This window comes from Cryobacterium sp. TMB1-7, from assembly GCF_004402435.1.
Taxonomy (GTDB): Bacteria; Actinomycetota; Actinomycetes; order Actinomycetales; family Microbacteriaceae; genus Cryobacterium; species Cryobacterium zongtaii.
On record NZ_SOFZ01000020.1, the window covers coordinates 297,562 to 319,137 of the forward strand.

Sequence of the window (21,576 nt, forward strand, 5' to 3'; positions counted from 1 at the left end):
TCTGATGGCATCGGACGGTCGTGGCAACGTGACGGTGGGAGACGGGGGGTGGGGGTTCTTCTTCCTTCTGGCTTACGTTGGAGCGGCCATCTACTTCGTCTCCACGTCGGACGGATCGTTCTGGGGCTTCATCCTGGGCCTGCTCCAGGCCATCGTCTGGCCGGTCTATCTGACCTATGAGGTGTTACTTCTGCTGGTCGGGCCCTAGTCGGGGGAGCCCCACGGGCCCTCCTGCGGCGGTTTACGCCGCGCGGTCGATCCCGGCCTGCTGGGCCCACAGGGCAATCCGGTCGAGGGAGTGGGCAGGCACCCGGTCGACGGCCACGGGCGGGCCGGCGGGCAGGTCGGCGGGACCGTGGGTGCCGGCCGACACCATGACCAGGGTCGCCGTCATGACGATGGGGCGCAGGGACCGGTGGGCAGGAATAGTGTGCAGGATCGTGGTCATGGGAGTCCTCTCGACGGGCGGCTGCCGACCGGGTGAACGGGATCGGTACCTCCATCGTCGCGAAACACGGGTACGCAGACATCCCCTGGGCGGATGAACCCGTGTACTACCCGCGATGTAGTCGGCGTACCGTGCTGGTTAGCCGCGGGACTGTAGGAAGACCATGACGAGGGTGCCCGCGCCGTAGAGCAGCAGCTTGCCCTTGTAGCCGGCCCACCACTGACGCGGTGCCGGCTCGGTGTCCTCGAGGTCCTCGGGGAGATCGGCATCCGAGTCGCCGTCAACAGTCGTGTTGCCGTCCGACCGGTCTCTGGGGGTGGGCCGGATGGGTGTGCCGACGCCCGGTCCGCCGGCGAGGCGCTCGAAAGGCCGGGCCAGAAACTCGGGTATCTGGATACGGTCGAACTCGTCGCGCGGTTCGTCGCTCTTGTTCTTGCTCATCCGAAAATGCCCCCTTCGCTCTCAGTCTAGGGACTCCGCGCGGCCATCACATCGCCCGGGGTGCCCGGCGTCGGACCTGGCAGAAGACACCCAGTATTGTCGTGCCGAGCACAGGAGTCCCGATGACCGAACACGAAACCTTCACACGCACCCGGGTCTGGGCGGCCGAGCCCGTGCAGACCGACGACGCGATCCTCGAGAACACCGGGCATGCGTGGGAGGAGTGGGTCGATCTCATCGACGACGGCCCCGGCCAGCAGGCCGGGCACACCGCCATCGCCGCCTGGGTGCACGCCGCGCACGGTGTGGACGGCTGGTGGGCGCAGAGCGTGACCGTGGGTTACGAACGCATCACCGGCCTGAGGCTGCCCGGCCAGATGCCCGACGGCAGCTTCAGCGTGAGCCGCGCGCGGGTGCTGGCCCTGGACCGCGACGTGGTGCGCGAACTGCTGCTCGACGAGGGTAGCCGCGCCGATCTGTTTCCCGGTCTCGACCTGGTGCTTCGCTCGAAGCCGGCGTCGAAGGCACTGCGATTCACCCTCGCGCGTGCGGACGAGCCGCTGGGGTCGATCCTGTTCTCCACCGACCTGCTGCCCGACGGGCGGCTGCGGCTGGGCGTGACGCACGACAAGGTGGCGTCGTTCGACGAGGCCGAGCGGTGGAAACTGTTCTGGGCCGAGTGGCTCGCCGCCGTCGAGCGGCTGGCCTAGGGCAGCAGTCCGGCGATGGTCGCCACGGCGGCCTCGAAGAGCTCGGGGCGGGCGCGGGAGTAGTTCAGCCTGAAGAAGGAACCGGTCGGCTCGGCCGGGAACCAGTCGCCGCCGGGGGAGAACAGCACCCCCTCGGCGCGACTGCGCCGGGCCAGGTCGGCCACGTCCACCCCGTCGGCAGCGCGCACCCACAGGTTCAGCCCGCCCCTGGGGACCAGCTCAAGGGCGTCCGCGCCCAACTGTCCGCGCACCTGCCGGGCCAGCTCATCGCGGCGGCCGCGCAGCGACCCACGCAACCGGGTGAGGTGGCTGTGCCAGCCCGGGTCGGTGAGCACATCGACCGCTGCCGCCTGCAGGAGCCCGCTGACGTACAGGTCGTCCACGGTGCGGTCCACCTGGATCCGGGCCAGGGCGGGGCCGCGGGCCACGACCGCCGCCACCCGGATGGCGGGGGAGAGGCTCTTCGTGAGCGAGCGCACGTAGACGATGTGGCCGTCGGCGTCGTCGGCGGCAAGGGTGGCCACATCCGCTTCGATGCCGAAATCATGCGCCCAGTCGTCCTCGATCAGGTACGCCCCGCGAGCGCGGAGGACCGCGGTGATGGCACTCCGATCGGCGCTGCTCCACAACGCCCCGGTGGGATTGGCGAAGTGCGGCTGCGCGTAGAACAGGCGGGCCCCGCTGACGCCCAGGGCGTCGTCGAGGTCGGCAGCCGCGGGGGCGCCGGCGCCGCGGGAGATGGGCACGATGCGCAACCCGGCCTGCCGGGCGGCGGCCATGGCGCCCCAGTAGGTAGGGGACTCCATCACGATCGCGTCGCCCGGAACGGCCAGCGCCCGGAAGATCGACGACAGCGCGCTCTGGCCGCCCGGGGTGATGACGACGTCGTCGGCGGCCGGCGGGGCGGCGGCGGAGGCGCCGACCGGTGCCAGTTCCGCCGCAAACCAGCTGCGGAGCTCCGGCAACCCCGAAATTGGGGCCCGGTCGACGGCGGTGCCGGTGCGAGCCGCGCGGACCAGGGCGGTGCGCACCAGCCGGGTGGGCAGCAGCTCCTCGGCCGGGTACCCGGAGTGCAGGGCGATCATGCCCGGTCCGGCGCTCGTCATGGCGGTGCCGATCGCGTCGGCACCGGTGCGGGCCGCGCCGAGCGCCGTGGTCTGCCAGCCGAAGTCGGCCCGGTGCACGGCATGCGGCCGCGCCACGAAGCTTCCCGCGCCCGGTCGGGTCTCCACCAGGCCCTCGAGCACCAGACGCTGCAGCGCGCGCTGCACAGTGAGCGGGCTGGCGGCATGGTCGAGCACGAGGGTGCGGGTGGAGGGCAGCCGGTCGCCGGCCGGCCGGCTGGCGACCAGGGCACGCAGACGGCGTTCGATGGCGAGATGCGCCGATTCGTTGTCCGCGGAACCCGCTCGGGTGCTATCCTCTTTCATGAAAATACAGAATAGCGCTATCGTCGCGGCGCCGCCAGCGCTATCGCCACCGGAAGCGTCGCCCGCCGCCGCCGGCCTGGTCTTCGGGCTGCTGGGCGTGCTGGCCTTCTCGTTCACCCTGCCGCTCACCCGGGTGGCCTTGGCCCAGCTCGACCCGCTGTTCGTCGGTGCCGGCCGTGCCGTCGGAGCCGGCATTCTCGCCATCGCTGTGCTCGCCGTGCTCCGGCAGCGTCTTCCCAGGGGCAGCCAATGGTGGCGGCTGGCCGTGGTGGGGGCCGGCGTCATCGCGGGCTTCCCCATTCTCACCTCCTTCGCCCTGCAGAGCGTGCCGGCCGCGCACGGCGCCGTTGTGATCGGCCTGCTCCCCGCAGCCACCGCGGTGGTCGCTGTCGTGCGGGCCAGGGAACGGCCCACTCCTCGCTTTTGGCTGGCCAGCGGTCTCGGCGTGGTGGCCGTGGTCGGATTCGTGGCGCTCACCGCGGGCGGGCTCAGCGGCCTGCAGCCGGCCGACCTGCTGTTGGTGGCGGCCGTGGTGCTTGCGGCGATCGGCTACGGTGAGGGCGCGCTGCTGGCCCGCGAGCTGGGCTCCTGGCAGACCATCTGCTGGGCGCTGATCGTGGCGCTGCCGGTGATGGTGCCGCTGATGCTGGCCGGACTCGCTTCCGGCCGGCCCGCTGCTGATGCGTCGGCCTGGCTGGCCTTCGCCTACCTTGCCGGGGTGAGCATGTTCCTGGGCTTCTTCGCCTGGTACCGGGGCCTGGCCATCGGGCCGATCGCCCGGGTGAGCCAGATCCAGCTTCTGCAACCGGTGCTCACCATCGCGTGGGCGGCGCTGCTCCTCGGTGAAGACCTGGACCCTCTCGTGCTGATCGGCGCGCTTGCGGTCATCCTCTGCGCGGCCGGCGCCGTGCGTGCCCGCATCCGCTGACCGGCCGTCGTGCGGGGCACGGTCGGGCCGGCGTGGGGTCACCCCTCGCGGGCGGCCCGGCGCACAGAGGCGTCGTGTTCGAGGTGAGCCCTGCGGAGCAGATCGGCGAGCTCCGCGTCGTCCTGGACCGCCTGCCGGTACTTCGGGCCGAGCTTATGGATGGACTCTTCCTCTTCCCGAAGCGCCGTGTACACCCGGATGCGTTCGGTGTGGTCCTCGGTGTAGCCGAGGTCCAGGTAGTCGGTTGCGTACCGCCGGGCGTTGGCGGTGGCCGCTTGTGCCCGGCCCGCCGGGCTGAACAGCGACGCCAGCACGGTGACCAGGAGCACACCGATGATGACCGTCAGGGAGACACCCGTGCTGATCTCGAACACCGGCACCGGCTCGCCGCCGTTGATGAACGGAAGGTTGTTCTCGTGCAGGGCGTGCAGGATCAGCTTCACGCCGATGAAGGCGAGGATCGCCGCCAGCCCGAAGGAGAGGTAGATCAGCCGGTCCAGCAGGCCGTCGAGCAGGAAGTACAGCTGACGCAGGCCGAGGAGCGAGAACGCCGTCGCCGTGAACACGATGTAGACATCCTGGGTGAGGCCGAAGATGGCGGGGATCGAATCGAGCGCGAAGAGGAGGTCGGTGCCGCCGATCGCGACCATCACCAGGAGCATCGGGGTCAGTGCGCGCCTGCCGTCGTGGATGGTGAAGAGTTTGTCGCCGTCGTACTCGGGACTGGTGTGGAAGACCTTGCGCGCGACCCGCACGATGAAGTTGTCCGCGGACTTGGACTCCGAGCTCTCCGGTTTGAGCATGTTGCCCGCCGTCATCAACAGGATCAGGCCGAAGAAATAGAATACCCAGGCGAAGGTGTTGATCAGGGCGGCGCCGAGGAAGATGAAGCCGGTGCGCGCGATGAGCGAGAACGTGATGCCGAACAAAAGCACCTTCTGCTGGTCCTCCCGGGGCACGCGGAAGCTTGTCATGATGATGAGGAAGACGAACAGATTGTCGACCGAGAGCGCCTTTTCGGTGATGTACCCCGCGAAGTACTCGGATCCGGGGGTGCTGCCGCCGATGATCAGGACACCAATGCCGAACAGTATGGCGATCCCGACGTAGATCGACGACCAGATTGCCGCTTCCTTCAGCGTGGGGGCGTGGGCCTTCCGCACGTGAAAGACGTAGTCGAAGGCGAGAAGCCCGACGATTCCGAGGACCGTCAGGGTCCAGACGAGAGGTGAGGTATCCATTCGGTCGGCTTTCGGTCGAAGACGTGGGGCGCATCCGGTATCAAAAGGCTACGCGGGCAGGCCGCCGGGGGAACAGGGGTGGCGGAGAAAAACCCGCCGGAGACGGGAACGCGCCCGAAGAATGTACTCATGTGACGCGTGTTCACCCGCCGGTTACCCGGTCGTTCTAGGCTGTCGCCATCGCGGATTCTCGCGAGCCCGGACAGGAGTATGCGTGACCTCGTTCCACCCCGATCCCAGCACCCGGTCCGCCGGCTCGACCGTCGCACCAGCAATCGTGCGTCCGCTGCCGGCCGCGCCGACGCCCGGCCACGAGCAGGGCGTGCTGGATGCCGGTTATCTGGTGCACCCCGAGCGCACCCTGATCGACATCCTGCTGGCCACCGCGGAGGAACACCCCACCGCCCTGGCCCTCGAGGACGCCGCCGGGGCCCTGAGCTACCGGCGGCTGGTGCGGCTGGTCAACGACCAGGCCGTGCGGCTGAGCCGGGCCGGGGTGCGCCGCGGCGACACGGTCGGCATCCGCATCCCGTCCGGCACCCGCGACCTCTACCTGTCGATTCTCGCCACCCTCACCGTCGGCGCCGCCTACGTGCCCGTCGACGCCGACGACCCTGAGGAACGGGCCCGGCTGGTCTTCGGCGAGGCCCGGGTCGTGGGTGTCATCGGCGACGGTGGTCTGTTCACGGTGCGTGACGGCCTGGACGCCGGGGTGCTCACCGAGCGGCCCCTGGCCGCCGAGGAGGACCCGTCGCTGGCGCACTGGGGCGAGCCGATGCCCGGCCCGCACGACGACGCCTGGATCATCTTCACCTCCGGCTCCACCGGGGTGCCCAAGGGTGTCGCCGTGACGCACCGCTCGGCGGCGGCGTTCGTCGACGCCGAGGCCGGCCTGTTCCTGGCCGGCGAACCCATCGGCCCCGGCGACCGGGTGCTGGCCGGCCTGTCGGTGGCGTTCGACGCCTCCTGCGAGGAGATGTGGCTGGCCTGGCGGAACGGCGCCTGCCTGGTGCCGGCCCCGCGCTCGCTCGTGCGGAGCGGCGCCGACCTCGGCCCCTGGCTCATCGCGCACGGCATCACCGTTGTCTCCACGGTGCCCACCCTCGCCGCACTCTGGCCCGAGGAGGCGCTGGAGAATGTGCGCCTGGTGATCTTCGGCGGCGAGGCCTGCCCGCCCGAGCTGGCCGCCCGCATCAGCGCCCGCGGCCGTGAGGTGTGGAACACCTACGGCCCGACCGAGGCGACGGTCGTGGCCTGCGGCGCCCTGCTCGACGGCAGCGACCCCGTGCGCATCGGCCTGCCGCTGGACGGCTGGAGCCTGGCCGTGGTGGATCCGGCCGGCCAGCGGGTGCGGGCCGGCGAGACCGGCGAACTGATCATCGGCGGCGTCGGCCTGGCCCGGTACCTCGACGCGACCCAGGATGCGGTGAAGTACGCCCCGCACGCCGGGCTCGGCTGGGAACGCGCCTACCGCAGCGGCGACCTCGTGCGCTTCGACCCCGCCGGGCTGGTTTTCGTGGGCCGGGCCGACGACCAGATCAAACTCGGCGGCCGGCGCATCGAGCTCGGCGAGATCGACGCCGCCCTGCAGGCGCTGTCCGGCGTGGCCGGCGCGGCCGCTGTCGTGCAGACCACCCCGGCCGGCAACCAGGTGCTGGTGGGTTACCTCGCGCTCGCCGATGAGGCAGCCGGATCCTTCGACCTGCCCGCGGCCACCGCGGCCCTCCGGGTGGCGTTGCCCGCCGCCCTCGTGCCGCTGCTCGCCGTCGTGGAATCCATCCCCACCCGCACCTCCGGCAAGGTCGACCGTGCCGCCCTGCCCTGGCCGCTGCCCGGCCTGGCCGGCGCCGAGACGGCCGGCGCGGATGCGCTCAGCCCGACCGCCGCTTGGCTCGCCGGGCATTGGGCCGCGATCCTCGGTGTGCCCGTCGCCGACGCCGACAGCGACTTCTTCGCCTACGGCGGCGGCTCCCTCTCGGCCGCCCAATTCGTGTCCGCGATTCGGGAGCGCCACCCGAACACCCGGATCAGCGACATCTACGACCACCCGCGGATCGGCTCCCTCGCCGACGAACTCGACGGCCGCACTCCGACGGTGGCCCGCGCCACGCGGCAGGTGCTGCCCACCCCGGCCCGCACCGGGCTGCTGCAGGGCGTCCTCAGCGTGCCGTTGCACCTGCTCGTGGGTGCCAAGTGGCTGGTGTACCTGGCCGCGGCCAACAATCTGCTCGCCGCCGCCGGCGCATCCTTCGCCCCCACGGTGTCATGGTGGGCGGTGCTGGCCGGATTCGTGCTGCTGGTCACCCCACTGGGCAAGATGGGCATCTCCGTTGCCGCCGCCCGGCTGCTGCTCAAGGGCGTGAAACCGGGCAACTACCCGCGCGGCGGCTCGGTGCACCTGCGGCTCTGGCTGGCCGAACAGGTGGCCACCTTCGTCGACGCGGCCAGCCTGGCCGGGGCGCCGTGGATCAGCTACTACGCCCGGCTGCTCGGCGCCACCATCGCCCCCGGCGTCGACCTGCACTCGGTGCCGCCGGTCACCGGGCTGCTCAGCATCGGCGAGCGCGCCGCGATCGAACCCGAGGTGGACCTGGCCGGCTACTGGCTCGACGGCGACACCCTTCGGATCGGCCGGGTGCGCATCGGCGCGGAGGCCGTGATCGGCTCCCGCAGCACCCTGCTCGGCGGCGCCAAGATCGGCGACGGCGCCGAGATCGAACCGGGCTCCGCCGTCTCCGGCCGGGTGCCACGAGGTGAGCGCTGGGCCGGCTCACCGGCCACCCGGGTCGGCTCGGCCCGCCGCGCCTGGCCCGCGGAACGACCGGCGAACGCCCGCCGCTGGCTGCTCGCCTACGGCGCCGGCTCGGTGGGACTCACCGCCATTCCCACCGTGGCGGTGCTGCTCGGCGTGCTCATCGTGGGCGTGGTGATCGGCGACGCCGGCACCCTCGGCGCCGCGGTCGCCCGCGCCGCGCTGGCCGTGCCGCCGGCCGTGCTCGCCGCCGGAGCGCTCTACGCCGGCTCCGTGATCGGAGCCGTGCGCCTGCTGGGCCTGGGCCTGACCGAGGGCCACCACCCGGTGCGCAGCCGGGTGGGCTGGCAGGTGTGGATGACCGAACGACTGCTGGACGGCGCCCGCACCCTGCTGTTCCCGCTTTACGCCAGCCTGCTCACCCCGGTCTGGTTGCGGCTGCTCGGCGCGAAGGTCGGTCCGGGCGTCGAGGCGTCCACGGTCCTGCTGGTGCCCTCGCTCACCACCATTGCGCCCGGCGCGTTCCTCGCCGACGACACCATGGTCGCCTGCTATGAACTCGGCGGCGGCTGGATGCGCATCGGCCGCGCCAAGATCGGCCGCCGGGCGTTCCTGGGCAACAGCGGCATCGCCGGCCCCGGCCGCACGGTGCCGAGGGACGGCCTCGTGGCGGTGCTGTCGTCCACCCCGCGCAAGGCCAAGCGCGGCTCCTCCTGGCTGGGCAACCCGCCGACACGGCTGCGTCGCCGGGTGACCGACATCGACGAGGCCCGCACCTTCCACCCGCCGGCGCGGCTGGTGTTGGCCCGGTCGCTCTGGGAGGTGCTGCGCCTGGTGCCGGTGTTCGCCTCCGCGTGGATCGCCCTCAGCGTGCTCGTGGCCCTCGAGGTCCTCTGGCTTTTCGGCGGTCCTGGCCTGGCGCTGCTGCTCTCCGGCTTCGTGCTGATCGGCGCAGGCGCCGTCGCGGCCGCGCTGACCACCGCCGCGAAATGGTTGCTGGTGGGGCGCATCCGCGCCTCCGAGCATCCGCTCTGGTCGTCGTTCATCTGGCGCAACGAGGTGTCGGACACCTTCGTGGAGATGGTGGCGCGGCCCTGGTTCGCGCAGAACGCCGCCGGCACGCCCTGGCTGGCGCTCTGGCTGCGGTCGCTGGGCGCCACGATCGGGCGCGGCGTTTGGTGCGAGTCGTACTGGCTGCCGGAGGCGGACCTGGTCACCCTGGCCGCCGGTAGCAGCGTCAACCGCGGCTGTGTCGTGCAGACCCACCTGTTCCACGATCGCATCATGCAGCTGGACACCGTGCACATCGGCGCCGGTGGCACCCTCGGGCCCAACAGTGTGATCCTGCCGGCGGCGCGCATCGACGATCACGCCACCGTTGGACCGGGTTCGCTGGTGATGCGCGGGGAGCGGGTGCCCACCGATTCGCTCTGGTCCGGCAACCCGATTGCGCCGTGGCACCGGCCGCCATGGAAGACTTGATCCCTATGTTGCAGCCCACACCCACCATCCTGGGGTCCGCGTCCGCGGGTGACCCCTACCTTCCCGCGAGTGGCAATGGTGGCTACACGGTGGCGCACTACGACCTCGAACTGGACTACAGGGTCGCCACGAACCGGCTGACCGCGACCGCCACGATCACGGCGCGGGCCCTCACCGCGCTCGGGCGGTTCAGTCTCGACCTGGCCGGCTTGAGCGTCGACAAGGTCACGGTCAACGGTGTTGCGCCGGTGAAGACGGTGCACGCCGCCCGCAAGCTCGTGATCACTCCCGCCGTGCCGCTGGCCGTGGGAGAGGCGTTCGAGGTGGTGGTGCGCTACCGCGGGGCGCCGCATCCGGTGCGCAGCCACTGGGGCGAGCTGGGCTGGGAGGAACTCACCGACGGTGTGCTCGTGGCCGGTCAGCCCAGCGGGGCGCCGTCGTGGTTTCCCTGCAACGATCACCCGAGCGACAAGGCCACCTTCCGTATCCAGCTCACCTGCGAGGCGCCGTACACGGTGGTCAGCAACGGCCCGTTGGTGGCCAAGAGCACCCGGTCCGGTCGCACCTCCTGGACCTTCGACGTGCGGGAACCGATGGCCGCATACTTGGCCAGCGTTCAGATAGGTCGCTATCGCCGGCACGACATCGCCGCAACCCCGGTGGCGCACAGCCTGTTCTTCCCTCCCGCGCTGGCCCGGCCGGTGGCGGTGGACTTCGCCAGGCTCGGCGAGATGATCACGGTGTTCAGCCGGGTCTTCGGCCCGTACCCGTTCCCCGCATTCTCCGTGATCGTCACCGCCGACGACCTCGAGATCCCGCTCGAGGCGCACGGCCTGGCCGTGTTCGGCCGTAACCACGTGGACGGCCTGCACGGCAGCGACCGGCTGATCGCGCACGAACTGGCGCACCAGTGGTTCGGCAACAGCCTCACCCTCACTCGCTGGGCCGACATCTGGCTGCACGAGGGCTTCGCCTGTTACGCCGAGTGGATCTGGGCCGAGTCCAGCGGCGGACTTACCGCCCACGCGAACGCCCTGCTGCACCGCGCCGAGCTGGACCTGCTGCCCAAGAACATCGTGGTGGCCGACCCCGGCCCGCACGACATGTTCGACGACAGGGTCTACAAGCGCGGGGCCCTGGCCCTGCACGCCGTGCGTCAGGCGATCGGCGACGAGGCCTTCTTCACCGCCCTGCGCGCCTACACCCGCACCCACCGGCACGGCAGCGTCACCACCGACGACCTGCTCGGCTGCTTCCGCATCGCCTCCGGCACCGGTGTCGCCGACAAGATCATCGCCCGCTGGGTGTCGGCGAAGAGCCTGCCGCGGCTGCAGCCCGCCGCGCCGCTCGAACCCGCCCCCTGATCTCGCGCGCGTCACTCGCTGAGTTGCGTTTGCGGCAGGTCGGGGACGCGCTGAGCGGCGGGGACACCTCGAAGGGATCGTCACCGATCGAGGTACAACCGCGGGCGCCTGGCGCACACCACGGCGACTGTAGCGACGAGACCCTCGGGAGCCGCCACGGATATGAGGTGCGCCTGGTTCAGCGGAAACGGCGCAGCCGGCCAGCCGACCAGGGCCGGGCCGGGGGAATGTTCGGCGGGCACTTCGTCGGGCGCACGAGCGATGGTGAGGTCACGAGGATCGACCCTGAGCCCCACGCCGGCGGCCTTGAGGACCGCCTCCTTGGCGGTCCAGATGGCGGTCACCGCGGCCGTGGCCGATCGCGGATGCAGGGCGGCCACGGCATCCGCTTCGGCCGTGGAGAGCAGCACGTCATCCAGGGGTGCCCGGGCGAGCGCACCGACGGATTCGAGGTCGATGCCCACCGGGCCGGCCGCAGTGACGGCCAGAGCGAGCCGGCCGTCGGCCCGGGCCAGGCTCACGTGCACGGTGGGGGAGTCCACCGCCGCGCCGCCGAGTTCGACCCGGAGGGGGCCGTGACCGGACCGTCCGCAGTTCGGGCAGACCTGGCTGAGAGTGATGGATGCGCCGGCGACGCCGGTCAGCCGGCCCACCAGCTCTGCCAGCGCCCGGTGGTCGCCGTCCTGGGTCGCCGCTCGGGTGCCCAGCGCCACCACCAGGGTGGTGGACAGGTCCACGCCCCGCACACCGTCGAGGTCGCGGGGGGAAGAGGCATCGGGCACGCCATCACCCTAGCGCCGGCGACCCTTCTGCCCGAGGTGGCCGTTGCGGCCCTTGTCCCGCCACCCGGCCGGTGCGAGAATCGTCGGGACCAGCCCAATCGATGGAGTGCGGGGCTGTCGAGGCTCCAGGCGCGGTGGGTGAGGTTCCAGTGAAGAGGTTCGAAGGTCTGGCGAAGCCATCCACTCTCGCCGCCGGGGCCGCATTCCTGATCGGCGGCATCCTGGACCAGGCGATGCGCCTCACCGGCGAACCGGTCAGTGAACTCGTGCAGACCCCGCTGTATGCCCTGCGGTCTCTAGCCCTGCTCGGCGGAGCACTGCTGCTGATCCTCTCGTTGGTGGCGATCTACGAGCGCCACGCCAAGCAGATCGGCCCGTTCGGCTTCTCCGCCGCGATCATGGCCGGCACCGGCACCATCCTGATCAGCGGCCAGTTCTGGGCGGAGGCCTTTCTCTACCCCACCCTGGGCCGGGTCGCACCTGACCTACTCGACGGTGCCGAACGGCCCGGCTCCTATGCGTTCGGCTTGCTGTTGACCGCCGCGGTGTTCGGGGTCGGCTGGATGCTGCTGGGCGCCGCCATCCTGCGTGCCCGCGTCTACAGGGTGCTGCCGGCCGTCTTCATCCTGGCCGGCGGCGCCGTCTCGCTGCTGCCCGGCCAGGCGCTCGGCCAGCTGGTTCTCGGAGTCGGCCTGGTGCTGCTCTCCTTCAGCCCCACCTACCGCAAGCACGAGGGTCCAAAGCGACAGGGCAGCCAACCGCACTGACGCCGGTGCGCCGCACCCCGTCGCCGGTGCCACACTTGTACGGCGAGTGAGGAGCAGCCGTGGCGCTGATTGATGACGCGATCTATGTGGATGGCCTTCGGGTGGCAACCCCGGAAACGTTGCAGGACGTCTTTGAGGTACTCAAGGAGAAGGCCGGGTTCGCCTGGATCGGACTGTACCGGCCGACCGATGCCGAGGTCAGGAGCGTGGCCGATGAGTTCACCCTGCACCACCTCGCCATCGAGGATGCGCTCAAGGGACATCAGCGAGCCAAGATCGAACGATACGCCGACACCCTGTTCCTGGTGCTGCGCCCGGCCAGATACCTCGACGACGTCGAGCGAGTCGAGTTCGGCGAGCTGCACGTCTTCGTGGGTCCCGACTTCGTCGTGACCATCCGGCACGCCGAGTCGCCCGACCTCGCCTCGGTGCGCCGCCGGCTGGAAAGCACCCCGGACCTCCTCGCCTTCGGGCCGCAGGCGGTGCTCTACGCGATCCTCGATCAGGTGATCGACGAGTACGCGCCGGTGGTCGCCGGCCTGGAGAACGACATCGACGAGATCGAGGACCAGCTCTTCGACGGTGACCAGGCGGTGTCCAGACGCATTTACGACCTCTCCCGCGAGGTCATCGAGTTCCAGCGGGCCACCCAGCCGCTGATCGGCATGCTCGAGTCGCTGCAGGAGGGCTTCGAGAAGCACGGCGTGGACGTGGAACTGCACAGGCACCTGCGCGACGTGCTCGACCACACCATCCGGGTCGTCGAACGTGTCGACGCGTTCCGGGAACTCCTGCAGAACGCCCTCACGGTGCACAGCACCCTCGTCGCCCAACGGCAGAACGACGAAACCCGCCGGTTGAGCGAAACCGGGCTGGCGCAGAGCGAGGAAGTGAAGAAGATCTCCAGCTGGGCGGCGATCCTGTTCGCCCCCACCCTGGTGGGCACCATCTACGGCATGAACTTCACTCACATGCCTGAGCTAAAATGGCAGTTCGGTTACCCGTTCGCGATCACCCTGATGGTGGCGATGGGATTCGGGCTCTACGCCGTGTTCAAACGCAAGGACTGGCTATAGCGCCTGCGAAAACGGCTGTATCCGCAGAGAATCCTGCGAATGCGGGAAATAACCGGGTGGCCTAACCGAGAACCGGCCGGTGGAGAAATAGGGTGTGGGTGTGTGGCGCCTCGATAGAAAACCAGAAGATGACGACTTCGCGTCGGATTACTCCGACGCGCCGTCTGCCGACTCGCGTCTCGCGACCTCCCCGGACTCGGTGAGCCTGGGAGACCCGGCGCTGGTCGCCGGGAACATCGCCGAACCCACCTGGCAACGCTGGCGTGACGAACTCGCCGCCGTCGGCGGCCACTCGCCGCTGCTGCACTTCGGTGACAGCCCGCGCTCCCGCATCGAGCTGTCCGCCACCCACCCCGGCGGTCTGCCGCAGTTCATCACCGGCAAGACCACCCTGCTCTCCAACCTCATCCGCGACGAGCTGGCGCTACGCAACGCCCGCCTGGCCGCCAACGAGATCACCCAGAAGGGCATCGAGCTGCGGTCGATGCGGGGCATCGAATCGGTGCACCTCGCGATCGGGCTGGCCCAGTGGCGCTACGGCGACGTGGACTTCACCGCACCGGTGCTGCTGCGCCCCCTGGCCATCCGCCGCTACGGTCGAGACTTCGAGCTCAAGCTCAAGGGAGCACCGTTCCTCAACCCCGAACTGGCGCGGGCGTTGCACGACCAGTTCCAGATCACCCTCGACGCCGACGCGTTCGTGGCGCTCGCCGTGACCAACGGAGCGTTCAAACCGCAACCGGTGATCGACCGGCTGCGGGGCCTCACCTCGCACCTGCCCTGGTTCAACGTGGTGCCCCGCCTGGTGGCGTCGTCCTTCGCCGACGTCGGCCGGGCCATGGCCACCGACGCGCAGAAGCTCACCCATCCGGTGCTCGACGCCGTCGCCGGCAACCCCACCGCCAAGCGCGCCATCGAAATGGCCTACAACCCGGTGCTGCCGATCGCTCAAGACGTGCGCCCGCCCGGCACCGACACGCTGCTGCTGGATGCCGACGCCGAGCAGGAGAACGTCGTCGCCCAGATCAGCGCCGGCAACTCCCTCGTCGTGAAGACCCTGCCCGGCACCGGTGGCACCCAGACCATCGTCAACGCCATCGGCTCGCTCATCGCCCAGCACAAGCGTGTACTCGTGGTCAGCGCCCGCCGCTCCAGCCTCGACGGCATCGCCCACCGCCTCGTGCAGGTGGGTCTGCCCGGCGTCGCCGTCACCCCGCGCACGCTGCGCCGCGACCTGATCCAGTCGATCACCCGCAACGAGAAAAGCACCCAGCCGCGCGTCGGCGACGTCGACGACGCCCTCGTGCGTCTGCGCAAGGTGCTGCTGGACTACAGGTCGGCGCTCACCCGTAAGGATGCCGCGCTCGGCGTGTCGGTGCTCGACGCCCTCGGTGAGCTCGCCAGGCTTGCCCAGCTGCCGGCACCGCCGTCGACGACCGCCCGGCTCGACAGGGTCGCCCTGGAGCGTCTCGCCCACGACCGGGCCAGCGCCGCCGCGATCCTGATCAAGGCCGCCGTCCTCGGCCAGTTCCGCTACGGCCCCGGCGACTCGCCCTGGTACGGAGCCTCCTTCACTTCCACCGCCGACGCCGGCGCATCCCACGAGCTGGCCAAGCGGCTGAGCAAGACCGACCTGCCCCGGCTGCTGGAACGCGCCGGACACCTCATCGGCCAGACCCGGTTGCGCCCGTTCGAGACCGTGCACGAGCTGGGCATCTACCTGCGCCTGCTGCTGGACATCCGCGAGACGCTGGACAAGTTCCAGCCCGCCGTGTTCGACCGCTCCCTCACCGAACTGATCGCCGCCACCTCCGCCCGCCGCGACTCACCCGAGATGACCAGCGCCAACCGGCGCCGGCTGCGCAAGCTCGCCGACGAGTACCTGCGACCGGGCGTGCACGTGAGTGACATGAACGAGAGCCTGCGGCGCATCCAGCAGCAGCGCACCCTGTGGCAGCGCTACGCCGCCGCCGGCGTGACCCCGGAGGTGCCGGTCGGTATCAACGACGTGCACGTCGCCTATCAGCGCGTCGCGGAGGACCTCGGCAAGCTCGACGTGCCGCTGGGCAACACCGGGACCCCGCGTCAGCTGGTCTCGCGGCCGCTGCGTGAACTCGTCTCCACGATGACCGGACTGGCCGCCGAGAGTGAGGTGCTCGCCAACCTGCACGAGCGCACCGCCCTGCTCGCCACCCTGCGCGAGCACAACCTCGACCCGCTGATGACCGACCTGTCCCAGCGCCACGTGTCCGAGAAGGATGTCGCCGCCGAGCTCGAACTCGCCTGGTGGCAGTCCGTGCTCGAGGTGATGTTGGGCGGCGACAAGGCCCTGCTCAACGCCAACACCCAGGTGCTCGACAGGCTCGAAGCCGACTTCAAGCTCGTCGACGAGGCGCACGCCTCCACCACCGGGCAGATCCTGGCCTGGCTGCTCGCCGAGACCTGGAAGATCGGTGTGGTCGACTGGCCCGACGAAGCCGACCAGCTGCGCCGGCTGCTGCGCGCCGACCGCGCCACCCCGGCCCGCATCAACGAGGTCTCCCCGCACCTGGGCCGGGTGCTCGCCCCGGTCTGGCTGGCCTCGCCGTACGAGGTCGCCGCACTCGACGACAGAATGACCTTCGACGCCGTGCTCCTCGTCGACGCCGGCGCCACCACCCTCGCCGAGAACGTCGGCGCCATCCGCCGCGCCAAGCAGGTCGTGGCCTTCGGCGACCCGGTCACCCAGACGCCGTCCGGCTTCGAGACCGGCATCGTCGAACCCTCCGATGTGCCGAGCCCGCAGGAGACCAACGTCGACGCCCTGCACGCCGACTCCGCGCTGGCCCGGCTGGGTGAACTGCTGCCCACCCTCACCCTGACCCGCAGTTACCGGGCCGGCGGCGAGGACCTCGCCGAACTGGTCAACCACCGCTTCTACGGCGGCCGCATCGACTCGCTGCCCTGGGCGGGCAGCTTCCTCGGCCACGGCAGCCTCACCCTCAACTACGTCAAGGGCGGCCACGGCATGCCCGACGTCGACAGCGGCGCGGTGGAGAGCGTTGACGCCGAGGTGGCGAAGGTCGTCGACCTGGTCATGGACCATGCCGTCAAGCGGCCCCGCGAATCCCTCATGGTCATCACCGCCAGCGCCCGCCACGCCGTGCGGGTGCACCAGGCCGTGCTGGCGGCGTTCTCCAAGCGCACCGACCTGAGCGACTTCATCCTCAAGGACCGTGCCGAACCGTTCACGGTGCTCACGCTCGAGCAGGCCGTGGCGCAGAGCCGCGACCGGGTGATCTTCTCGATCGGCTACGGCCGCACCCCGCACGGACGGCTGCTGAGCAACTTCGGCTCGCTCGGCGAACCCGGCGGTGAACGCCTGCTCGCGATCGGCATGACCCGCGCCCGCCGGGCCATGGACATCGTCTCCTGCTTCCGACCGATCGACATCGACGCCGACCGGCAACGGCACGGCATCCTGGCCCTGTCGCAGGTGCTCACCGAGACCGAGGCCCGCCGCAACGAGGTGGCCGTGCCGGATGCCCGCGAGGCCATGCTCGTCGACCTGGGCCGCCGCCTGGAACGCAAGGGGCTCACCGTCTCCCTCGGGCACCGCGGCAAGCTGGCGCTGGCGGCCTCGCACGCCGGCCGCGCCGTGGTCGTGGAGACCGACGCCGTGGTCAACCGGGCCAGCCTGCGCGAGTCCCTGCGGCTGCGCCCCGAGGTGCTGCGCCGCCTGGGCTGGCACTACCTGCGCGTGCACAGCTTTGAACTGTTCAGCAACCCGGATGCCGTCGCCGCCCGCGTCGCCGCCCTCGCGGGCATCACGCCGACCGAAGGGTCGGACGGTCCGGCGCACCGTGCCTGACCCGGCGGCGCCCGACGGCGCCGTCGGGTCCGCGGGCGCGACAGCGCCCGAGACAGCACCCGCGGCATCCGTCGGCGACACCGGAGCTGCAGAACCGCGTCAGTCGGTGGTCAAGTCGACCGGCGCCCGCCGGGCGCGCCTGACGCCCGCGCCGGACACCGACACCAGCCCCGAGCCGCCCTCCCGCGAAGAAGGCGGGCAGACCACGGGCGACGGCTCCTCGACGAGCGCGAACGACGCCCGGCTGCGCCAGGACAAACCGCCGCACTGGTAGCCCGCCGCCGCTCCGCCCGGGTTCTCGACCGGAGTGTCCCGTCGAGACGCCGCAAAGCATCCCGTCACGAGCGCCGAAGGGGCAGTCTGCGGCAAGTCGGTGACCCGCGCATCCCCGAGATGCTGCAAAAGGCCCCTTGGAGCGCATCCAAGGGGCCATTCGCCGCAAGTCGGCGGGGTCGTGCCGTACGTGCGAAGGAGTTAGAGGGTGTGCTTGGCGGCCGCGGCGGCCGCGCTGGAGGACACCGTCTGGGCCCCGGTCGATGCGGCGAGCAGGTCGCGGATCTCGGTGAGCAGGTCGAGGTCGGTGACGGGGTTCTTCTTCGGGTCCAGCGGCACTCCGGCCTGACGGCGACGTGCCTGGTTCTCCTTGAGCTTGTTGAGCGGCATCACGAACGCGAAGTACACCACGGCCGCGACCAGGAGGAACTGGATCAACGCCGCGAGAACCAGGCCGAAGGACAGCTCGGCATCGCCCAGCGGAACCGTCAGGGAGTTCTTCAGGGTGTCCGCGTTGAAGATCGCGGCGATCAGCGGGTTGAAGATCCCCGTGACGATCGCGTTGACCAGGCCGGTGAAGGCGGCACCGATCACGACGGCTACGGCCAGTTCGATGACGTTGCCGCGCATGATGAATTCTTTGAAACCGTTGATCATGGCTGGGATCTTTCTGGTGCGGTACTGCGAGGAATTGAGGAGAGGGGTCAGGACGCCTTCGGCGCCGCCGTGGGCGTCGAGCCGGACGAGGAGCCCGAGCCGCTCGAGGACGACCCGCTGGTCGACGCGGCCGGGGTGCTGCTCTTCTCGGCCGGCTTGGCCGAGGACGATTCAGACGAGGAGTCCGTCTTCTTGGCGCCCTTCTCGGCGGAGAGCGACGACTTACCGCCGGACTCGGCGCGCGAGTCGTTGCGGTAGAAGCCGGAGCCTGTGAAGCTCACGCCGATCGACGAGTAGACCTTGCGCAGCTTGCCGCCGCAGGCGGGGCACTCCGTGAGCGTGTTGTCGGTGAACGCCTGCTGGATGTCGAAGGCGGTGTCGCACTCGGTGCAACGGTATGAATAGGTAGGCACTGCGTCTTTTCGGTTCGGGTGTGCGGAGCTGACCGGCAGGTGCCGGAAGGGGAAAGTCTAGAAGACGACGATGCGAGTGGGAGTGACGAGGCCGTTCACCGGCTGGTCGTGCACCTCCCGGGGAACATCGTCGACATATTCATTGTCGTAGACCACGGCGTACACCGGCGGGCATTTCTCCATCGACCCGAGGGTCTTGTCGAAGTAGCCGCGGCCCCACCCCATCCGCAGACCGGTCTTGTCGATGGCCGCCGCGGGCACGATGATCAGGTCAACGTCGTTGATCGCGATCGGGCCGAGCAGCTCGCCCTGGGGTTCCGGGGCACCCGAGAGGCCCTGCACCTCGGTCTCCTCCTCGCCGACGGTCCAGTCGAGCAGGCCGTCGTCCCGCGACACCGGGAACAGCACCCGGATGCCCCTGGCTTCGGCCCAGTTGACGAACGGGCGGGTGTTCGGCTCGGTGGGGCTGGAGAGATAGCAGGTGATCGACCGGGCGGACAGGTCGGTGACGATGCTCTGCAGGTTCTCGGTGAACCCCGCGGTGGCGGCTTCGCGCTCGGCTGCGGGCATGTTGTGGCGGCGCTCCCGGAGGTCTGCGCGGAGCGCCCGCTTGCGGTGCTCGATGTCAGAATCCATACAAGTCATCCTAGGTGCGTAACCAATACAGGTTGCCGCTAACCTAATGCCATGGTTACTCACATTACAAAGGCCGTTATTCCCGCTGCCGGTATGGGAACCCGGTTTCTGCCGGCAACCAAGGCGATGCCCAAGGAAATGCTGCCGGTCGTCGACAAGCCTGCCATCCAGTATGTGGTGGAAGAGGCCGTGGCCGCCGGCCTGACCGATGTGCTCATGATCACCGGCCGCAACAAGAACGCTCTGGAGAACCATTTCGACCGGGTCACCGAGCTCGAGGCGGTGCTCATCCAGAAGGGTGACCGCGACCGCCTGGCCAAGGTGAACGAGTCCACCGACCTCGCCGACATGCACTACGTGCGCCAGGGTGACCCGCTGGGCCTCGGCCACGCGGTGCTCCGCGCCAAGATGCACGTGGGCCGCGAACCGTTCGCCGTGCTGCTCGGTGACGACATCATCGACGCTCGCGACCCGCTGCTGGACAAGATGCTTTCCGAGCAGGTCACCCGCAACACCAGCGTCGTGGCCCTGCTCGAGGTCGACCCGTCGCAGATCCACCTGTACGGTGCGGCCGCGATTGAGAAGACCGACGATCCCGACGTGGTGCGCATCACCGGTCTGGTCGAGAAGCCGGCAGCAGAGGATGCCCCGTCGAACCTGGCCATCATCGGCCGGTACGTGCTGCGCCCCGAGGTCTTCGACGTGCTCGAGCACACCAAGCCGGGCAAGGGCAACGAGATCCAGCTCACCGACGCCTTGCAGGAGATGGCCGTCAACCCCGAGACCACCGGCGGCGTCTACGGCGTCATCTTCCGCGGCCGCCGCTACGACACCGGCGACCGGCTCGACTACATCAAGGCGATCATCCAGCTGGCCGTCGACCGCGACGACCTCGGCGTGGAACTGCGCCCCTGGCTCAAGGAGTTCACCTCCACTCTCGAGTAGCGTGCAGGTTGATCAGGTCGGCACCGGACTAAGATTCGGTCATCATCGGGCTTCGGCCCCCAAGTAGACGGGTTCATCGTGCCGACCGCGATTCCTACGCTCCGTGAGGGGGCCGTGACCCTGCGCCCGATCCGGTTACGTGACGCCAGGGCCCTCGAGCGTGAGCTGATGGAGAACCGGTCCTGGCTGCGCACCTGGGAGGCCACCAGCCCGTACGCGCCGATGTCCTTCGACACCCGGGCCAGCATTCGCAGCCTGCTCGCGCACTCACGCACCGGCAGCGGATTGCCGTTCCTGGTCGAGTACAACGGCGAACTGGCCGGCCAGCTGAACGTGTCGTCGATCACCTGGGGGTCGCTCTCCAGCGCGTCGATCGGCTACTGGGTCGGCGAGAAGTTCGCGGGCCGGTCGATCACCCCGATCGCGGTGGCCCTGGCCACCGACTATTGCTTCAGCCAACTCGGCCTGCACCGGATGGAGATCTGCATCCGGCCGGAGAACGCGCCGTCGTTGAGGGTCGTCGAGAAGCTCGGCTTCCGGTACGAGGGTCTGCGCCGCCGGTTCATCCACATCAACGGCGCCTGGCGCGACCACTTCGCGTTCGGCATGGTGGCCGAGGAGGTGCGCGGTGGCGTGCTGCGCCGCTGGCAGGACGGCCTGGTGCCGCCGGGTCTGGCGTCCGTGAACGAGTTCGACACGGCCGCCGCCGCGCATCCACTAGAGGTGGCCGACAAGTGACACACCCCCCGGTAATCAGGCACGGAAGGCCCCGCGACTCATACGTTAGGGAGCATGAGTAGCGAAGTCCTGGGTGGGGGAGTGATGGTGGCCGTTGCCGCCGCGCTCTGGGTGACGTATCTCATGCCGACATGGGCGAGACGCCGGCAATATCTCGCCACCGAACGCAATGCCGTGCGTCTGCAGCAGACCCTGCGGATCCTCGCCGAGACGTCGGAAATTCCCCAGGAGGTACGCGTGGAAACCAACGCACGCGGAGTGTCCGCTCAACGCAAACTCCTCGCCCAGGCCGAGGAAGACGCCCGGATTGCCTCGAAGGCCGCCGGCGATGCCGCCACGGCCGCCCGGCGCGCCGCGGTACTGCGCGCCGCCGCCGCCCGACCCAAAGCGCTCACCCCGGCCGGCAAGGCCAAACGCCTGCGCACCATGCGTGCCCTCTCCACCCTGCTGCTGCTCATCGGCCTGGTGTTCACCGTGGTGGGCGCCACCATGCTCTCAGCGGGCGTGTGGACGCTCCTGGCCGGCGGCCTGGTCGCCGTAGCGACCGCCGTCGCCACCCTCGGCCGGCTCGCCACCGTCAGCCGCTCCGCCCGCGCCCCGCGCGCTGCAGCGGATGCCGACGCCGCTGCCGCCGGCCGTCGCG

19 protein-coding genes and 1 pseudogene are annotated in these 21,576 nt (G+C 70.1%); 12 read left to right on the plus strand and 8 right to left on the minus strand.

All coding sequences use genetic code 11. From position 1 onward, the window contains the following. Positions 1-4: 4 nt before the first annotated feature. A complete protein-coding gene (locus E3O60_RS08510; protein ID WP_088457014.1) occupies positions 5-208 on the plus strand; it encodes a hypothetical protein in 204 nt (67 codons plus the stop codon). Between the two features lie 33 nt (positions 209-241). Here E3O60_RS08510 and E3O60_RS08515 read toward each other — a convergent pair whose 3' ends face one another. Next, entirely contained in the window at positions 242-448 is a 207-nt protein-coding gene (locus E3O60_RS08515) for a hypothetical protein (protein WP_134497768.1), read from the minus strand. Between the two features lie 138 nt (positions 449-586). Next, the gene (locus tag E3O60_RS08520) at positions 587-889 is read right to left on the minus strand and encodes a hypothetical protein (RefSeq protein WP_088457012.1); all 303 of its coding nucleotides are present in this window, start codon (positions 887-889) and stop codon (positions 587-589) included. Between the two features lie 122 nt (positions 890-1,011). On the opposite strand from E3O60_RS08520, the gene E3O60_RS08525 reads away from it, so the two are divergent. Next, a complete protein-coding gene (locus E3O60_RS08525) occupies positions 1,012-1,599 on the plus strand; it encodes a hypothetical protein (RefSeq protein ID WP_134497770.1) in 588 nt (195 codons plus the stop codon). Here the strand turns inward: E3O60_RS08525 and E3O60_RS08530 are convergent. After that, the gene (locus E3O60_RS08530; protein WP_134479878.1) at positions 1,596-3,029 is read right to left on the minus strand and encodes a PLP-dependent aminotransferase family protein; all 1,434 of its coding nucleotides are present in this window, start codon (positions 3,027-3,029) and stop codon (positions 1,596-1,598) included. The two genes, E3O60_RS08525 and E3O60_RS08530, sit on opposite strands and share 4 nt — an antisense overlap. Between E3O60_RS08530 and E3O60_RS08535 the strand changes: the two genes are divergently transcribed. Then, the gene (locus E3O60_RS08535) at positions 3,028-3,957 is read left to right on the plus strand and encodes a DMT family transporter (RefSeq protein WP_134497772.1); all 930 of its coding nucleotides are present in this window, start codon (positions 3,028-3,030) and stop codon (positions 3,955-3,957) included. The genes E3O60_RS08530 and E3O60_RS08535 overlap by 2 nt on opposite strands. Before the next feature lie 38 nt (positions 3,958-3,995). On the opposite strand, the gene E3O60_RS08540 is transcribed toward E3O60_RS08535, so the two are convergent. Next, positions 3,996-5,198, minus strand: coding sequence for a TerC family protein (locus E3O60_RS08540; protein WP_088457008.1), 1,203 nt, complete (start codon positions 5,196-5,198; stop codon positions 3,996-3,998). 214 nt (positions 5,199-5,412) lie between these two features. Between E3O60_RS08540 and E3O60_RS08545 the strand changes: the two genes are divergently transcribed. Next, positions 5,413-9,432, plus strand: coding sequence for a Pls/PosA family non-ribosomal peptide synthetase (locus E3O60_RS08545; protein WP_370448638.1), 4,020 nt, complete (start codon positions 5,413-5,415; stop codon positions 9,430-9,432). Between the two features lie 5 nt (positions 9,433-9,437). Further along, a complete protein-coding gene (locus E3O60_RS08550; protein ID WP_166788976.1) occupies positions 9,438-10,796 on the plus strand; it encodes a M1 family metallopeptidase in 1,359 nt (452 codons plus the stop codon). Between the two features lie 80 nt (positions 10,797-10,876). On the opposite strand, the gene E3O60_RS08555 is transcribed toward E3O60_RS08550, so the two are convergent. Next, positions 10,877-11,578, minus strand: a complete 702-nt coding sequence (locus tag E3O60_RS08555) for a 4'-phosphopantetheinyl transferase superfamily protein (RefSeq protein ID WP_134497776.1) — start codon at positions 11,576-11,578, stop codon at positions 10,877-10,879. Positions 11,579-11,727: 149 nt separating this feature from the next. Between E3O60_RS08555 and E3O60_RS08560 the strand changes: the two genes are divergently transcribed. The 4 genes from E3O60_RS08560 (at position 11,728) to E3O60_RS08575 (ending at position 17,545) form a co-directional block, all read left to right on the plus strand. After that, positions 11,728-12,345 (plus strand): hypothetical protein, encoded by a 618-nt coding sequence (locus E3O60_RS08560; RefSeq protein ID WP_103459258.1) that lies wholly within the window; start codon positions 11,728-11,730, stop codon positions 12,343-12,345. Positions 12,346-12,404: 59 nt separating this feature from the next. Next, positions 12,405-13,421 carry a magnesium and cobalt transport protein CorA gene (locus E3O60_RS08565; protein WP_088457004.1) on the plus strand — a complete coding sequence of 339 codons (1,017 nt, stop codon included), beginning with the start codon at positions 12,405-12,407 and terminating at the stop codon, positions 13,419-13,421. A 100-nt stretch (positions 13,422-13,521) separates the two neighbouring features. Beyond that, positions 13,522-17,271, plus strand: a complete 3,750-nt coding sequence (locus E3O60_RS08570; RefSeq protein ID WP_088458099.1) for an ATP-binding protein — start codon at positions 13,522-13,524, stop codon at positions 17,269-17,271. Next, entirely contained in the window at positions 17,264-17,545 is a 282-nt protein-coding gene (locus E3O60_RS08575) for a hypothetical protein (RefSeq protein WP_088457003.1), read from the plus strand. The genes E3O60_RS08570 and E3O60_RS08575 overlap by 8 nt, the downstream gene beginning before the upstream one ends. A gap of 200 nt (positions 17,546-17,745) precedes the next feature. Here E3O60_RS08575 and mscL read toward each other — a convergent pair whose 3' ends face one another. From mscL to E3O60_RS08590, 3 genes are read right to left on the minus strand one after another with little or no spacing between them, the layout of a single operon-like run. Further along, entirely contained in the window at positions 17,746-18,201 is a 456-nt protein-coding gene (gene mscL, locus E3O60_RS08580; RefSeq protein WP_088457002.1) for a large conductance mechanosensitive channel protein MscL, read from the minus strand. Between the two features lie 47 nt (positions 18,202-18,248). Then, positions 18,249-18,614, minus strand: coding sequence for an FmdB family zinc ribbon protein (locus tag E3O60_RS08585; protein WP_088457001.1), 366 nt, complete (start codon positions 18,612-18,614; stop codon positions 18,249-18,251). A 57-nt stretch (positions 18,615-18,671) separates the two neighbouring features. Further along, positions 18,672-19,250, minus strand: a complete 579-nt coding sequence (locus E3O60_RS08590; RefSeq protein ID WP_103432297.1) for a 5-formyltetrahydrofolate cyclo-ligase — start codon at positions 19,248-19,250, stop codon at positions 18,672-18,674. A 51-nt stretch (positions 19,251-19,301) separates the two neighbouring features. On the opposite strand from E3O60_RS08590, the gene galU reads away from it, so the two are divergent. The 3 genes and pseudogenes from galU to E3O60_RS08605 form a co-directional block, all read left to right on the plus strand. Then, the gene (gene galU / locus E3O60_RS08595; RefSeq protein ID WP_088456999.1) at positions 19,302-20,195 is read left to right on the plus strand and encodes a UTP--glucose-1-phosphate uridylyltransferase GalU; all 894 of its coding nucleotides are present in this window, start codon (positions 19,302-19,304) and stop codon (positions 20,193-20,195) included. Positions 20,196-20,273: 78 nt separating this feature from the next. Continuing rightward, positions 20,274-20,933 (plus strand): GNAT family N-acetyltransferase, encoded by a 660-nt coding sequence (locus tag E3O60_RS08600; RefSeq protein WP_088456998.1) that lies wholly within the window; start codon positions 20,274-20,276, stop codon positions 20,931-20,933. A gap of 54 nt (positions 20,934-20,987) precedes the next feature. Next, positions 20,988-21,576, plus strand: a pseudogene (locus tag E3O60_RS08605) (large exoprotein); the annotation flags it as partial.

Excerpts from the sequence above, each read along its gene's own strand:
- mscL (WP_088457002.1), bottom strand. The coding sequence starts at position 18,201 with ATGATCAACGGTTTCAAAGAATTCATCATGCGCGGCAACGTCATCGAA.
- E3O60_RS08590 (WP_103432297.1), bottom strand. The coding sequence starts at position 19,250 with ATGGATTCTGACATCGAGCACCGCAAGCGGGCGCTCCGCGCAGACCTC.
- E3O60_RS08535 (WP_134497772.1), top strand. The coding sequence starts at position 3,028 with ATGAAAATACAGAATAGCGCTATCGTCGCGGCGCCGCCAGCGCTATCG.
- E3O60_RS08540 (WP_088457008.1), bottom strand. The coding sequence starts at position 5,198 with ATGGATACCTCACCTCTCGTCTGGACCCTGACGGTCCTCGGAATCGTC.
- E3O60_RS08510 (WP_088457014.1), top strand. The coding sequence starts at position 5 with ATGGCATCGGACGGTCGTGGCAACGTGACGGTGGGAGACGGGGGGTGG.
- E3O60_RS08530 (WP_134479878.1), bottom strand. The coding sequence starts at position 3,029 with ATGAAAGAGGATAGCACCCGAGCGGGTTCCGCGGACAACGAATCGGCG.
- E3O60_RS08525 (WP_134497770.1), top strand. The coding sequence starts at position 1,012 with ATGACCGAACACGAAACCTTCACACGCACCCGGGTCTGGGCGGCCGAG.
- E3O60_RS08520 (WP_088457012.1), bottom strand. The coding sequence starts at position 889 with ATGAGCAAGAACAAGAGCGACGAACCGCGCGACGAGTTCGACCGTATC.
- E3O60_RS08550 (WP_166788976.1), top strand. The coding sequence starts at position 9,438 with ATGTTGCAGCCCACACCCACCATCCTGGGGTCCGCGTCCGCGGGTGAC.
- E3O60_RS08515 (WP_134497768.1), bottom strand. The coding sequence starts at position 448 with ATGACCACGATCCTGCACACTATTCCTGCCCACCGGTCCCTGCGCCCC.
- galU (WP_088456999.1), top strand. The coding sequence starts at position 19,302 with ATGGTTACTCACATTACAAAGGCCGTTATTCCCGCTGCCGGTATGGGA.